Genomic DNA, 15,554 nt, shown 5'->3' on the forward strand with positions numbered 1-15,554 from the left:
CAAACTTTAATGTTTTAATGCACGCATTGGTGTCGAGTTTATTAACTGTTTCATTGGGTAAATCGCCGTAGCTAACGCAAAAGCCAACATGGTAACAATCACCACAAGCAACCAGCTAGATTTTGCCAACAACCAATCTGACGAAACACTCATATAAAATCCCGCAACAACCATAATGGCAGCCGACATAGCCACTAGCAAGGGCGCGATGGTATCTGACAATAACAACCGATATAAGCGGTGTCTTTTGGCACCAAGTGCCATTCGCATCCCAAACTCGTAGCGTCTTTGTTGAAAGCTATAGTTAAGCACGCCATAAATGCCCACCCCAGATAACAACAAAGAAAAACCACAAAGCGCAAAGCTTAACAGTAAAGTCAGGCGCTCCAAATAGGTAATGCTCTGATATGTCTTTGTTAAGTTTGAAAAACGCCATATTCCCGCCTGACCATTCACGGTGCTGATGGCATTTTGGATCTGAGCGCGAGTAAGTGATGCCCCTTGTTCCATTTCTATCATAAATGGATAACCCAAAGGTAGCGCAGGTAGCCAAACAGTTTTACCTTGAAGCTCATGATGACGTTTAGGGTGATTGAAGTTTTTTGAAATACCTACGATTTCAGCAGGTGCATCTGGGTTAAAAATAAAATACGTTTCACCAATCACATCACCGCCCGGTTTTAACGCCTGTGCCGCAGCTAAAGAAACAATAGCCTCTTCCTTATCGCCTCGAATTGCAGCTTCACTAAAAGTGCGTCCTGCAACGAGCTCAAGCCCAGTTAAGGCAAAATAATCCGGTCCCACGTTACCTCGAACCATGCTCGGTGTCCATTCACCCGCCATATCCTGCATAGCAACCACAGGGACATCGCTTTGTAATGGACTTTCTCCATGAGCGACGCCTAACACGCCCGGAATGTTAGTCAGCGCAAGTTGGAATCCTTCGATATTCGCGTAACGCGCGGGAAATGGAGTGGGGTCTGCGGGAATATGTAGCATCACGCTATACATATTGTCCAGCTTTGTTCCGAGCGGTCTAAGCAAGGTATCGGCGCTTTTACACAGCACTAAGGTCGCCCCAAGTACCAGCACAGTGGTAAAAAACAGCTGTACCGCAACCAGTGTTTTTGTCGTCGTTGAGCGTATCGCTTTTACGCTGCCCTTTCCAGACGACTGCATGCTTTGTTTAAGTTGGCTGAAATCAATCATGCGGGAGGTTATAAACGCAAACAGTAAAGCCAATATCAGTACGGTTAGGATAGCACTGAGCAGCACTGTGGTATCTAAGGTTAAAGTGTCAATCAGCGGCAAATAGCCACTGGTGAGCGATTTAACTAACCTCAGCTCCCACGCGGCGATAAATAACCCCACCAGCACAGCGCCTGACACCAATAACAGCGCTTCTAGCAAAATTCCACGAAACAACAGCTTACGCTTCGCGCCGAGCATAGCTTGTAAGGCCAGTTGCTGCTGGATAGTGTGAGCTCGAGAGATAAACAAATTACTCACATTAAAAATTGCGATGAGTACCAAGCATGCCACACTCAACAACACGATAATGGCAAGCTTGCCATGTCCAGCGAGCTCTACGTCACGATATGAACGTACTATAGGCTCAATATCGAGTAACTCTTCGTCGGCCGATTTCCATTCGCTTTGGTGCACTTGAGCATTTTGATATAGCTGCTCTGCTAGGGTATCCTGATCACTATCGGTGGGTAATATAGCCAGTAACTTCAAGTTATTTAGTCTGCTACTCCATGGATGATATTCGCCGCGCTGATCACCAAAAAATCGCTCATCTTCAGAAAAACTAAGCCACAGCGCCCCATTTCCTTCACTTAAAAAGTAAGGATCTACGTGCGTACGCGCAGCAACACCGACGATGGTGTACAGTCTGCCAACAATCCGCAGACTCTCCCCAAGCACGTTGTCATCACCATTGAAGTATTGTTGCCAAATTTTATAGGAGATAATGATCTCTGGGTTTTTCTGGCTAATGCTTTTCGTCGGCGTTAGATATCGCCCCAGCGCTAGCGGCATTTTCACCATACTAAAATAATCCGAACTTGCAAAAGTCAGCGTAAGCTTTGGCTTGCCAGCTAGATTTTCAACCACATCGGAAAAGCTACTGATCAAAGCTCGTTTTTCATACATGGAGGGGGTCTGATACCAGTTCAGCATGTTTTGAAAGCTCTGCAGCCCTTCAGATGCCCTATCTTGATATACGTTTTTTTGTTCTACCACCACAAATCGTGATTCATCTTCAATCTCAAGCGGCTTAATAAAAAAGCCACTAAACAGACTCAATGCGACAAAAAAGCAGCTTAACGCGAGTGCCAACGTCAGTACTAATGTGATACAAAAATTCGGCACCTGAACCAAACTTTTGATTGCAAGCCCAAGTTGACGCCGCAGTTGCAAAAACCCCATTACACCACCTCCGCAGCGCAAATATCACGTTTTGCAACGCTTGATGAAACCTGTACACCATCTAAAAGCTGAATTTGCCGCTTGGCATAACCTGCATAGCGAATATCGTGCGTCACCATGCAAATGGTTGTGCCTTGACTATTCAACTCCCCCAGCAAGGCCATCACCGCATCACCATTTTTAGAGTCTAGGTTTCCAGTTGGTTCATCGACTAATAAGATACTTGGCTCGCCTGCAAGCGCACGCGCAATAGCCACTCGCTGCTGCTGTCCACCAGATAGTTGGTTTGGTTTATGTTTTGCTCGGTGGGACATTTCAACTTGCTTGAGTGCGCCCATCACGCGGCGTTCAATTTCGTCAGTCGCAAGCGCAGGCTCTCGATATTGAAGCGGTAAAGCCACGTTATCAAATACCGTTAACCCATCCAGTAGATTAAATGACTGAAAGACAAAACCGATATGCAAATTACGCAGCTCTGCTTGAGTGTCTGCGTCTAGCGTACTGGTTTCTATACCTTGAATATGATAACTGCCTGACGTGATGTCATCTAACAGTCCAAGAATGCTCAATAAAGTGGATTTTCCCGATCCTGATGGACCGGTTATTGCGACGTAATCGCCCTTTTTAATTTCAAGGCTAATGTTACTAATGGCGTGGGTTTCAACATCCTCGCCAAAGAACACTTTGCTCACTTGATGTAATGCCAAAATTGTCTTGTCCATTTGTTCTTCCTTTACCGATTGAGTGATTTAATTGTTATTTTTTCTAGGTGCTGGTAGTCAGACATCTCTGACACCACCACTTGCTCACCGGATAAACCGCCTTCGAGTACTTCTATGGCATTGCCGGCTAGTTTACCAAACTTGAAACTTTTTTTGATAAGCATGTTGTTTTGTTTATCTAAAACAAATAATTGAGTCTGAGATTGTGGAGTTGCACGTGGCGGCTTAATAAGTGAAAGTGCGGTCGTCTTTTTTGCTGTAAAAATTTGCCCTTCAACAGTCAAAAGTGGACGAGCATTACTTGGCAGCTCTCCAAGTAATGTGAGCTCTATCGCAATACGCCCGTCTTGTACGATGGGCACAATGCGGCTGACCTTAGCCTCCACCTGACCAACAAAAGTATCTACTACAGCTCGTTGACCTAAGATAATCTCGCTTGCTTCTCGCTCTGGCACCAGTAAGTCGGCTACCAAAGTTCGCTCACTGCCCACCACAGCTAGCGCCTGCCCGCGTGTAATTGCTTGACCTTGACTGACATGTACTTGCTGCAACATGCCGCTGATCCCCGCTGTGACTTGTAATTGCTCCACCGCTTGAAGCGCAACCTGATAGCTCAGCTCATATTCTTTTAATAGCTCTAGCTCGATCTCAATTCTTTGCTTATGCAATGCACTGGTTTGGCTAAGTTGCTGCTGAGCGAGCTTTACCCGCTCGCTTAACTGGGCGACCGTTAAGATTGAGCGCTGGTGATCTAAGCTTGAAACTATACCTTGGGTGACTAATTGGCGCTCAGCCTGCTCTCGTAGTCTGGCGTTTTCAAGCTCACTGCTGAGTAAGGTATTTTGTCCTTTCAATACCAGTAACTCACTTTCTTGGCTTAGCCTCAATGCTTCAACATTGGCTTTTTGCCTAGCGAGTACCAGTCTTTCTCTATGTAGTTGCTGAGTTAACTCAGGATTGGTTAACTGTAAAATAACAGTGTCTGGTTCTACCCTGCTGCCTGGAAGATGCAGTACAGTTTCAACTTGAGCTGCAAATGCGGTCGTGATCTCTCTGCTGATCTTAGAGCGTAACCGACCATAGCCTTTAACACTAAACTGTATTGGCCCGGATTGGATGGTGGCAAACTTGAGTGTTCCAACATCTAGCTGGCGATTGTTCGGCAAGAACAACATACCAAAGAGTATAATTAGGGTGACAGTCGCAATTAGTCGCCATCTAAAGGTCTTGGTAGGTGGTTTTGTCAGAGTCGTTTTTATATCCATCGCTTCACCGTATTAATTTTTTATACGTAAAAGCGACATCCATGCCAAACTTAACCCATTGATTTATTGATCTTTTTTATTTTTTATTTGTGTTTCTTTCCCATCAATGGGACTGTAGCAGAGCTTTTCTGGGAATTTTTGAAGTAAATAATGAATTGGAAGTCTAGAAAGTAACTATTAGTTACGCTTTAACTTGATCATAATTAAAAGGTGTGCAACCCATGAACGCTGCACACCTATGGTAGGTCGCGAGGTTTACAGCAAACTAGAGTGTCTTCCAGACCAGAATGTTATCATCTCGTCTAACACAACGTTGCACGACGTCGCCGATATAGTGTTTTGCGCCTTCAGAGAATTCTTTATCTGCGTAGTAGCAAAACTTTGTAGAGTCGTATGTTTTTGCTTGTTTTTTATTAACTTCAACAGTACTCGCTTCAGAAGCAATTGTAATAACAGGTGCTAATAGTAAAACTGAAAAAATATACTTTATCATTTTAATTTCCTTTTATTCAGCCCTCAAAGCCTATGGGGATGTTTCATTTACATGTTACAACGGGTATATCAACCTCAACAGCCTCGCTCTTATTACATTTCAATCTGCTCAGAAATTATCTAAATCAACCTAAAGGCAATAAAAGCTAACTAGTTTTAAATCGTACCCATTTCAATTCCAATGTCAATTATTTAACACCAACTCACCGAATTCTAAAACTCTCCAGAAGTCCTTAAGTACGATGCCAATCATATTAACACTGACCCGATTGAACTATATTTGACGTCTATATACGTGGAGGTATCCTTAGACTCCAATACTATAATCGCCAAATCGCTTTAAAGGTTTTGCTCGCTAAATAGAAAAATAACAGCGGCATCAATACTAACTTCAGCACCAATAGTGATACCACATTTAAGAAGTCGATGAAGAGTGACTCAGCAGCGTCGAGCATATCGTTAATACCACTAGAAACCGCTTTAATTGCTCGGCTTAGCGTCCCCTCATTGCTACCGTGAAGCTGCTCATTAAGCTTTTCGATTGCTTGTTGATGTTGATCTTTTTCTCTATTGATAAGCGCTATTTGAGTATCGAGTTTTGTTTTATCGCTGGCCAATCGCTGTTGCTTTTCAATCAGTGGCTTAGCCTCCTCACTTTTGGTAAATGTGAGCCACTCGGATAAACTTCGGTGTGCTTGAGCCACTTCAATATCACGCTCCAGCGCGGTAATTTCAGCATTTAGCTCGGTAGCTTCACCATGAAGTCGGATCTGTTGTTTCGTCAATAGCGCTATTTGCTCATTGTGGCTTTGCTTTTGGCTGGCGATTTGGGCCTTTATTTTTGCACTTTGCGTGCTGGTCTTTGTTGCTTGAGATTGAAAGAGGTCAACACTGCTCGACACCACTTCACTTTGTTTATTTATTTCTTGGTCCAGTAAGAGTTGGCTAGTGAGACCTGTTGATAGAATTACAAAGGGAACCACAAAACGGATCAGTAGCATCGTGGCTAAAATTTTAGTTCTAACCGTTTGCCAAAGCCCTAGATAGCAACACACGAAATATCCAATCACGGTGACACTAAAAGTGACACTGAATAATACGTGACTAGAGATGGTATAAAGAATTCGCTGTATGAACAAAGAGCCAATGGCGAGTTGCATCACATCAGAAATATATTCAGCTAAATCATTGATAGGATCGAGTAGCTGCGCAGGCTGAATGCTTGCAACACCAATCCCAACCTCCGCAGATTGCAGCAAAGAAATAGCACCATTTACTGTGCGTGCTGAGGCATAGACAAGCGAAGACTGTAGTAGCGCATCATCAATAAAGGTCATCATGGCAGTATTGAAAGCAGACGACCAACTTAATACCACCAAGATAGTAAGTAATACAAATTTGCCGATTTTAGCCCAGTTCATCTACATACACACCTCGAATGCTAAAGGTTCAGTATTGACGAATAAAGCTTAACTAACACTGAGTTTATTTGCGATTTTATGGATAATGGGCTAGCACAGATACTGTCTGCTCAATAAAACGGGTAAGCGCCCGCTCTGGAAGAAAGGGTTGTCGCCCTTCAAGATTAAACTGTGCTAATAAGCGCTTGATCTCCACATCGTTCTTTATTTGCTCAACCGACTTACCCGCCTGACTCAAAATCTTAACCCGCTCAACCCAAGCGAATGTTTGAATCCTATGTTGTTCGAGTTCACTTTTCGATGCAGATTTGCCATGACCTGGCACAATCAGCGTATTTTGATCGCCAATCGACAAAATCAAATCGACCGCTTTATTAAAACCCGTTAAGCCCCCAGCATAAAATGTGGGATGCCAGTTTGTGGTGTAAATGTCTCCGGTAAACAAAATATTGCTCGTGGGATGATAGAAGATGTTGTCATTGGCGGTATGTGAAACGGCTTGAGTATGCTTTATCACCCCAAGCTCCTTTAACCCTTGCGGGCTCTCAATAAGTGTAAAACCTTGCTGTTGGAAAAAAGCATTACCACCTGTGTGATCCGAATGACTATGCGTATTTAGCAGGTATTTTTTCTCGGTCTGAAAGCTATTCTGTATCAAATCATTGAGCTTTGGCAGATCTGTATCTTCAGCTGTGGGGTCAATGATCACCACTCCCCTTTTCGTTGCAAAGATCCCAATGTTTGTGCCATAACTTTTATCTCTAACGACTTTTGCTGTGTCAGATTGATAAAGCACTTCAAACTCACCGCTATAAGTTGGCTGAGCAACAATTAAACCAAATAACATTAACGCCATTACTGACCGCATTAGACACTCCTTTCTACATTAGACTGTTCACGTTATAGCCATTATGATTTCTTTACAAGCCTACTGTTCCAACAGCCTACTATCCTCTAGGCTTTATGGATCGGCCGGGTTTTTCCTCAAGCGGTTTATCTGGCCATCGGTGTTTTGGATATCGACCACGCATCTCTTTGGCCACCTCAAAATAAGAAGTTTGCCAAAAGTTGCTCAAATCACTGGTAGTTTGAATTGGTCTTTTCGCTGGAGATAACAGCTCAAATCGCACAGGGACTTGACCGTTGGCGAGTGTTGGCGACGTCAATTGACCAAACATTTCTTGCAAAACCACAGAGACCGTTGGACCTTGGTGCTCATCATAGCGGATCGCAACTCGCTTATCGCTTGGCGTAATATAAAATTCAGGTGCCTGCGCTTCAAGTTGCTGTTGCTGCTCCCAAGTGAGTGTCGCTTGAAGCAGGTTAAATATATCCAGTTGCTTCAGTTGTTTGATGCTGTTTACGCCCGTCAAATAGGGTAACAACCAAGTATCAAGCTGTTCTATCAAAATTGCCTCAGATAGCTGTGGGAAGCTATCCAGCTGCTCACTTAACCATTTAGCTCGAGCGAGCCAAGCGTAACTTTTTGCGGACCAATTGAGCAGACCAAGCCCTTCCGATGTGAGAATATCCTTCACACATTGGGCAAACGCTTCTTTGGGGATCTGACTCAGGTTTTGCTCTTTTAATACTAGAGCATGATATTTAACTTGTTGCCGGCCCTGAATCGCTTCTTTTTTACTATCCAGTTGATACTGCACTGCCTCACTCAAGTATGGCGCTAGTTGCTCAAGTAATGTGCCCTTTTCGATTACGCAGCTTAGAAATACCAAGCCATCCTTATTTTTGCCATCCACATCACAAACAATCAAATAAGCCTGACCTTGCAACGGATCGCCATCCCGTAACGTCACGCCCCGACCATTAGCAAGCAAGTAGCGGTTATCCCCTAAAGGACGCTTTTGTGCAGCTCTGTCAGGAAAGGCATGAAGCAATAAAGTAGGCACTAAGGTTTGAATATTTGTGAGGGTGATTGCTTCACTGCTGAGCGTAACTCCTAGCTTGTGTGCGAATGATTTGGCCAACTTTACGGCCTGCTCTGCAGCGGCTCTGTGTAAGCGATATGCTTTGACGGCACTAGTACGGTCATGAACAAATTCAATCAATGCCAATACGCGCTCACATACATCACTAGTGTTGGCTTGCACTAAAATATCTCGCTCACTCAATATTGCCGCCAAAAAACAAGCAAGTTGTTGCTCAATTGGCGTCTCACACTGCAGCAGCATGGTTGCGAGACGAGGCGAGACTCCTAGTTGTAGGGCGCGCTGTCCGGCAGTTAATATTTTATTATGCGCATCGACCAAGCTAAGCGAATGATTCAATTGACAGGCCACCGAAAAATGTTGCATCGGTGGCTGTGTTAGCCAATTCGCGTCTTTGTATTGTGTCACTCCCCACGCACTGAGCTCTAACGCTAAGTCAGAAAGGTCGGTGGTGGTTATTTCTTCTGGCTGAAAGTCACTTAAATTATGATGCTCACTTTCGCGCCAAAGGCGTAAACAATGACCCGCTTGTAAACGACCCGCACGCCCAGCACGTTGTGTTGCTGATGCCTTTGAGATCATCACCGTATCGAGCCGCGACAAACCACTTTTAACGTCATAGTTCAAGCGTTTTTCAAGGCCAGAATCTATAACCATAGTGATCCCTGCGATGGTCAAACTGGTCTCAGCAATATTGGTCGCAAAAATAACACGTCTTGATGCGCTGGCACTTTTACTGAGTACCTTTTCTTGCTCAGATAAGGGTAATCCGCCGTACAAAGGCAGAAACTCAATATTACTTTGTTCAAGCACTTGGCAAGCCTCAATGCAGCGTTGAATATCCGCCTGTCCGGGTAGAAACACCAGTACATCGCCATCGCTTTGCAGAGTGAAAGCTTGGCGCAGCGCACTTAATACATGCTCCGCCAAGTAACGACTCGCTTTACCGACATATTCAATTTCAACAGGATAGGTTTTACCTGGGCAAGATAACTTTGGTGCGCCATCCAGATAATTCGATAATAGTTCAGTGTCTATGGTGGCGGACATCACTAGCAATTTGAGGTCGTCACGATATGCTTGTTGCACTTCAAACGCGAGCATTAAGGCTAAATCCGCATGAATAGAACGCTCATGGAATTCATCGAAAATAATAAGTGCAACATCACTGAGTTCAGGATCCGCTTGAAGACGGCGCGTCAACACGCCTTCGGTGACGATTTCCAAGCGGGTGTTGGATGAAACACGTTGCTCGTTTCGAATTTGATAACCGACTCGCTCACCGACCGATTCGCCCAGTTGTTTGGCCAAATAGATCGCGATAGATTTTGCTGCCACACGACGTGGCTCAAGCATAATTATTTTTTTACCGGAAAAAATATCAGCTTGCAGTAAACGCAGCGGCACTAAGGTCGATTTACCTGCGCCGGGCTCGGCCTGTAAGACCAAACGGTTATCATTGGTTAAGGTGGAAATAATCTTGGGGATGAAGGCTTCAATCGGCAGCAAAACTATAACGCTTTATTATTCTATCTTGCTCAATATGATACACCTAAACATACTTAGGAGGCAGGGAAATCTTATCGATAATCAGGCAAAAATCTTGCTATTTATTTGTTCAAAATAATAAATTCTTAACACCGTTAGCGTCAGATTTAACCGCTCAAATTGAGCAAGTATTAAGTCAAGTTGGTATTAGATAAGATCAGACAGATTTGACCACGTTTTTAATTTACCAGCTTGTAAGTAAGCGCGTAAATTTTGCACCATGTGCTCTGCTGGACTTTGCACTTCCTCGTCTCCAGTGTGAACACCAACCCAAGCGTTACGATGAGACTCTTTCGCAAGATATAAACCACCGTCGGCTAACTCCAACACATGCTCCCAGCTAAGCTTATCTGGTTGCGTTGGATCAAACGGGAATGGAGCAAAACCAATTGAGCAAGTACAGTTGATAGTTTGATCGTTCACCACAAATGGATAGCTCTCCACTTGGCGACGGATCCGCTCTGTCACTTCGTGCGCAACCGATCTATCCATATCCGGCATCACCAGTAAAAACTCTTCCCCACCCCAACGAACTAAAATATCTGATTCACGAGTGCATTGCTTAAGGATTTCAGCAAAGTCTTGTAACACAATGTCTCCTGCGGCGTGACCAAAGCTGTCGTTGATATTTTTAAAGTGATCGATATCAATAATCACAAAAATTAGGTCTGAATTCTGCTGTACTTCAGGTGCTTTCCACCTATGTTTATATACTTCAATGGTGCCATCAATGACGCTAAAAAAATGATGTCGATTATTAAGCCCAGTCAAGCTGTCGGTGAAACTGAGTGTTTGCAACCGCTTGTTTCGCTCCGCTAACTCCTCAGTGCGTTGCGCAACCTGACTTTCTAACAGCTTGGTATAACGGCGATTTTGCCATCGCCAATAAAAAACCAGCGCTAAGGTAAACGCAAGCAAGGCTATCAATAACCAACGCTGCTGGCTTAGTCTTGCATTTTCTATCTGCTGCTGATGCGCCATAATCTGCTTTGCCTGCTGGGCGTTATCTCGTTCAAGCTTATTAAGCGCCTGTTTTTGTTGAGCAAGTGAATACTGCGCTTCTAGCTTAAGCAGTTTGTTATTACGCTTTTGTAAATTCAGCGACTGCTCGGTGACGGCATAGCGCTTTAAATAACGATGTGCTTGCTGATAATCTCCAAGTTGGGCATAGGCTGAGGCAAGTATCCATTGCAACTGAGATTGAAAAAGCAAAAAACGGGTGCCCAAAGTATCTCTCAGTCCAACCTGAGCTAAATCAATTGCAGTTGCAAAATCGCCGCTTTGTAGCGCTACTCTGGCATGTTGCACGGCTGAAATAATGCGCATTCTTTGATTTTGTACCGAATAGCCTGAGCTTTCCAACTCATCAAGGATCCGTTTAGCCTGCATGTACTCTCCAAGCTGTAAATGAGCCCAAGAACGCGTGAGTTTTAATTGTGCTAGCGTCTCCTGTCGAATACCTGAAACTTCAGGTACTAAAGAAGATTTCAGCGCTAAGCGGTAAGCCCCTTTATCCATATTTAGGCGCGACTGCCATAAACTAATATCAGCTTTTATTTGAGTATTATCATCAATTTTTTCTGCCAGTAATGACGCTTTATCTAAATAGCGCTGCGCTAACTCATAGCTCTCCAAGTCTATATCAAGATGAGCAATGGCGAGGTAGGTATTCGCCTTCAAGAGATTATTATTATCCGCTTCGGCCAACTGCAACGCTTGTTGATGCAAGTCTAGACCATCCTCAAAATCACCAAAGTGCTGAACGATACTGCCTTCTAAAAGTAATGCTTTGATTTGCAGAGGTTTATTACCTTGCGCGCGCGCTTGTTCTCGAAGCGATCTAATTTCTGGCAATAAAGATAAATCATAATCTTGTTCTGCCGACATTTGTAGCGCATTCAAGTTACGCTGGATCTGTTCTGACGGTTCGTAGGTAAAGCCACTAAATGCAGTCAGAGAAATAACCAATATGCAAAGCACGACAACGACTGACTGCATTAGCCTCCTCCCACCAACATTTCAGCATTAGCAATCTGCCAATCCGCCACTTTTTTATTAATAAAACCAGATTCCGTCAACGCTTTTTTTATCACACCTCGTCGTTTAAGGATCTTCAAACCGCGATTGAGGGCCGCAAAGATTTGCGCGCCTTCGGGATGATTTTTACTGACGACAAAATGCCGAGAGTCTGGCAAGACAACCTTAATATTTTCGATTGGAACATATTCCTTACCTTCAAAATTTAAAGTTAAAGAATCACTCACGCTAAAATTAATCAACATGGTATCGACCACATCGCTTTCTACCATAGCCAACATGGTTTCCCACGGGCCAATAAAGCTCACCGTGTGTAAGTCTGTATTCATCAACGCACGCCAATCCACCTCCCATTGTGGATTAGACACCACATTCAGCTGCCTAAGTTGTGAAAGCGGCGTCTGCTGCAGTGCAACATTACGCTTGGTAACGTAAAGCCCAGCTTCGTAGTCCCCTACTTCAACAATCGGATCTGAGATAAATAATGAGCCGCGATAGTCTACGATATTTTCATGCCAAACACTGCGGGCAAGAATTAGGCTCTCTCCAGCGATAAGATCAGAAAACTCTAGAATATTGACCGAAGGTTTTGGGTTAAACATGACTTTACGTGTTTCACCACCAAGAAACAGGGCCTGCTGTAATAGCACCATTTCGATGATTTCAATGTGGGAACCTTTAGTGGTAGGATAAAAAGAGTCGACATCTAAGACGTCACGGCCAGCAAGAAAATGCTCATAGCGCTGACTGAAGTTTTCGCTACTGATAATATCAACAACTAATTGATTGCTCCCCCAACAGAGATTAGAAATAAAAAAGAGTGAAAACAGCCACTTCATCTTCATTGTTGAGTAAAGCCCTATTATTAACAGTTATTCAAATCAGTATACTTGAATTTAGGGGTAACTGTTAACTACAAAACAACATGTTCTAATGAATTTGGATTTGAAATTTACCAATTCACATATAAACGCGCTAACTCAGGGTCTAAAGGCAAAAAAAGCCCAGCTTAACTTAATTCAAGAGCAAGTTAAGCTGAGCTCCAATTCAGCTATTATGCAGATTCATACCCCAAGTTAGGACCAAGCCAACGCTCCGCTTCTTCTAACGACATCCCTTGACGCCCAGCATAGTCTTCTACTTGATCTTTTTGAATACTCGCAACGGCAAAGTACTTAGAATCTGGATGTGAGAAATACCAACCCGATACCGCCGCTCCCGGCCACATGGCGTATGAGCTAGTCAGCTTCATACCGATACGGTTTTCGACATCTAACAGCTGCCAAATTTTTTGTTTCTCGGTGTGTTCAGGGCACGCAGGATACCCTGGCGCTGGACGGATCCCTTGATAATTTTCACGGATAAGTTCTTCGTTACTTAGCGCTTCATCCGCCGCAAATCCCCAGTGCACCTTACGCACTTGCTCATGCAAGTATTCAGCAAATGCCTCGGCTAAGCGATCTGCAACTGCCTTAATCATAATCTTGTTGTAGTCATCTTGCTTGGCATCAAATGCGTCTGCTAAGTCATCTTCTTCAAGACCACCAGTGACGGCAAATGCACCGAAATAATCGGGTGTGCCTTTAGGTGCAATATAATCCGACAAACAATAGTTAGGGAAATCGGTTTTTTCGGTTTGCTGACGCAGCTGACATGACGTAACCAAGACTTCGCTGCGCGACTCATCGGTATAAATTTCAATATCATCACCCACGCGGTTAGCTGGGAACAATCCAATCACACCTAGTGGCTGTAAAGTGCCCTCTTGTTCTAACTGATCTAACATAGCATTGGCATCATGAAACAGTTTTTGCGCCTCTTCACCAACCACTTCGTCTTGTAGAATACGTGGATATTTACCGGCCAATGACCAAGTCATAAAAAATGGCGTCCAGTCGATATAATCGCGCAGAGTTTTGATGCTCACGTCTTTAAACTCGGTGATCCCCAACTTATTTGGCACCGGTGGCATGTAGCTCTGCCAATCAAGTTTTACCGCATTGTCGCGAGCACGCGCCAAGGTAACCGGTTTTGAACGTGGCTTTTTACGCGCCTGCTGCTCCCGTACTTTGACGTATTCGTCTGCGGTTTTTGCTAAAAACTCAGGCTTCTGGGTTTTACTTAGCAGGCTAGATACCACACCAACCGCACGACTGGCGTTATTGACGTAGATCACACCTTTGTCGTACTGAGGTTCAATTTTAACCGCCGTATGCGCTTTCGATGTGGTTGCGCCACCAATGAGTAGAGGGATGTCAAAGCCGCGACGTGTCATTTCTTTAGCTACATGCACCATTTCGTCAAGGGATGGCGTAATAAGACCAGACAGACCAATGACATCAGCGTTTTCGTCAATGGCCGTTTGCAGAATTTTCTCTGCTGGCACCATCACACCCAAGTCCACGACTTCGTAGTTGTTACATTGCAGTACCACGCCCACGATGTTTTTGCCAATGTCGTGTACATCGCCCTTAACCGTGGCCATGATCACTTTACCGTTACTAGAGCCTTCTTCTTTTTCGGCCTCAATGTAAGGGTCAAGGTAGGCAACCGCGCGCTTCATCACTCGAGCAGATTTTACCACTTGAGGCAGGAACATTTTACCCGCGCCAAACAAGTCGCCAACCACGTTCATACCATCCATCAATGGCCCTTCAATCACTTGAATAGGCTTATCAAACTGTTGGCGACAGGCTTCGGTATCTTCGTCGATAAACTCGGTGATCCCTTTAACTAAGGCGTGCTCCAAGCGTTTTTCAACTGGCCAAGAACGCCACTCTAAGTCTTCCTGTTTCTCGGCTTGCGCCATGCCCGAATACTTAGGGGCTATCTCGACTAATCGCTCGCCAGCACCGGCGTCGGTATTGAGGATCACATCCTCAACGGCATCACGGAGCTCCTTTGGAATATCGTCATACACGGCTAGTTGACCAGCATTGACGATCCCCATATCCATACCCGCTTTAATCGCATGGTAAAGAAACACCGAATGGATAGCCTCACGCACAGGGTTATTACCGCGAAATGAGAAGGATACGTTAGACACCCCGCCCGACACTTTACAGTGCGGTAGGTTTTGCTTAATTCGACGGGTGCCCTCGATAAATTCAACGGCGTAGTTATCGTGTTCTTCGATACCCGTTGCGACCGCGAAAATATTGGGGTCAAAAATAATGTCTTCTGGCGGAAACCCGAGCTCGTCAACCAAGATTTTGTAAGAACGCTGACAGATCTCAAACTTTCGTTCTGCGGTTTCCGCTTGACCAACTTCATCAAATGCCATCACCACCACAGCAGCACCAAAGCGCTTGATGATTTTGGCTTGGTGGATAAAGGGTGCCTCACCCTCCTTCAACGAGATTGAGTTTACAATGGCTTTACCTTGAATACATTTCAGGCCCGCTTCAATAACTTCCCATTTAGACGAGTCAACCATAATGGGGACTTTAGAAATATCTGGCTCAGAAGCAATCAGGTTAAGAAACTTCACCATCGCAGCTTTTGAGTCCAACATGGCTTCATCCATGTTGATATCGATCACCTGCGCGCCGCTTTCAACCTGCTCTCTGGCAACATCCAGCGCGGTTTCGTAATCTTCTTCTAAAATTAAGCGCTTAAATTTTGCCGATCCCGTTACATTGGTACGTTCACCGACATTGGTAAATACTGCTGTTTGTGTCATGGTGAATT

At 44.4% G+C, this 15,554-nt stretch carries 10 protein-coding genes; all 10 read right to left on the reverse strand.

From position 1 onward, the window contains the following. Positions 1 to 6: 6 nt before the first annotated feature. Positions 7 to 2,433, reverse strand: coding sequence for an ABC transporter permease (locus B1L02_RS11575; RefSeq protein WP_088531138.1), 2,427 nt, complete (start codon positions 2,431 to 2,433; stop codon positions 7 to 9). Further along, positions 2,433 to 3,155 carry an ABC transporter ATP-binding protein gene (locus tag B1L02_RS11580; protein ID WP_088531139.1) on the reverse strand — a complete coding sequence of 241 codons (723 nt, stop codon included), beginning with the start codon at positions 3,153 to 3,155 and terminating at the stop codon, positions 2,433 to 2,435. Before B1L02_RS11580 ends, B1L02_RS11575 begins: the two co-directional genes overlap by 1 nt. An 11-nt stretch (positions 3,156 to 3,166) precedes the next feature. Further along, positions 3,167 to 4,420 (reverse strand): efflux RND transporter periplasmic adaptor subunit, encoded by a 1,254-nt coding sequence (locus tag B1L02_RS11585; protein ID WP_088531140.1) that lies wholly within the window; start codon positions 4,418 to 4,420, stop codon positions 3,167 to 3,169. A gap of 265 nt (positions 4,421 to 4,685) precedes the next feature. Then, a complete protein-coding gene (locus tag B1L02_RS11590) occupies positions 4,686 to 4,913 on the reverse strand; it encodes a DUF1496 domain-containing protein (RefSeq protein WP_088531141.1) in 228 nt (75 codons plus the stop codon). A 319-nt stretch (positions 4,914 to 5,232) separates the two neighbouring features. Next, complete coding sequence (locus tag B1L02_RS11595; protein WP_088531142.1) at positions 5,233 to 6,333, reverse strand: hypothetical protein; 1,101 nt, start codon at positions 6,331 to 6,333, stop codon at positions 5,233 to 5,235. A 76-nt stretch (positions 6,334 to 6,409) separates the two neighbouring features. Further along, entirely contained in the window at positions 6,410 to 7,201 is a 792-nt protein-coding gene (locus tag B1L02_RS11600; RefSeq protein ID WP_088531143.1) for an MBL fold metallo-hydrolase, read from the reverse strand. Between the two features lie 79 nt (positions 7,202 to 7,280). Continuing rightward, positions 7,281 to 9,788, reverse strand: coding sequence for an ATP-dependent helicase HrpB (gene hrpB, locus B1L02_RS11605; RefSeq protein ID WP_088531144.1), 2,508 nt, complete (start codon positions 9,786 to 9,788; stop codon positions 7,281 to 7,283). 186 nt (positions 9,789 to 9,974) lie between these two features. Continuing rightward, entirely contained in the window at positions 9,975 to 11,825 is a 1,851-nt protein-coding gene (locus tag B1L02_RS11610) for a GGDEF domain-containing protein (protein WP_088531145.1), read from the reverse strand. Beyond that, entirely contained in the window at positions 11,825 to 12,709 is an 885-nt protein-coding gene (locus B1L02_RS11615; protein ID WP_088531146.1) for a hypothetical protein, read from the reverse strand. Before B1L02_RS11615 ends, B1L02_RS11610 begins: the two co-directional genes overlap by 1 nt. Positions 12,710 to 12,918: 209 nt before the next feature. Then, on the reverse strand, positions 12,919 to 15,546 hold the full coding sequence (metH, locus tag B1L02_RS11620; protein ID WP_088531147.1) for a methionine synthase: 2,628 nt from the start codon (positions 15,544 to 15,546) through the stop codon (positions 12,919 to 12,921). Positions 15,547 to 15,554 lie beyond the last annotated feature (8 nt).

The sequence above is a fragment of the Pseudoalteromonas piscicida genome, from assembly GCF_002208135.1.
Classification (GTDB): domain Bacteria; phylum Pseudomonadota; class Gammaproteobacteria; order Enterobacterales; family Alteromonadaceae; genus Pseudoalteromonas; species Pseudoalteromonas piscicida_A.

What these genes read in the sequence shown, in the direction of transcription:
- B1L02_RS11580 (WP_088531139.1), bottom strand. Translation starts at nt 3,155, where the DNA reads ATGGACAAGACAATTTTGGCATTACATCAAGTGAGCAAAGTGTTCTTT.
- B1L02_RS11590 (WP_088531141.1), bottom strand. Translation starts at nt 4,913, where the DNA reads ATGATAAAGTATATTTTTTCAGTTTTACTATTAGCACCTGTTATTACA.
- B1L02_RS11595 (WP_088531142.1), bottom strand. Translation starts at nt 6,333, where the DNA reads ATGAACTGGGCTAAAATCGGCAAATTTGTATTACTTACTATCTTGGTG.
- B1L02_RS11600 (WP_088531143.1), bottom strand. Translation starts at nt 7,201, where the DNA reads ATGCGGTCAGTAATGGCGTTAATGTTATTTGGTTTAATTGTTGCTCAG.
- B1L02_RS11610 (WP_088531145.1), bottom strand. Translation starts at nt 11,825, where the DNA reads ATGCAGTCAGTCGTTGTCGTGCTTTGCATATTGGTTATTTCTCTGACT.
- B1L02_RS11575 (WP_088531138.1), bottom strand. Translation starts at nt 2,433, where the DNA reads ATGGGGTTTTTGCAACTGCGGCGTCAACTTGGGCTTGCAATCAAAAGT.
- metH (WP_088531147.1), bottom strand. Translation starts at nt 15,546, where the DNA reads ATGACACAAACAGCAGTATTTACCAATGTCGGTGAACGTACCAATGTA.
- B1L02_RS11585 (WP_088531140.1), bottom strand. Translation starts at nt 4,420, where the DNA reads ATGGATATAAAAACGACTCTGACAAAACCACCTACCAAGACCTTTAGA.
- B1L02_RS11615 (WP_088531146.1), bottom strand. Translation starts at nt 12,709, where the DNA reads ATGAAGATGAAGTGGCTGTTTTCACTCTTTTTTATTTCTAATCTCTGT.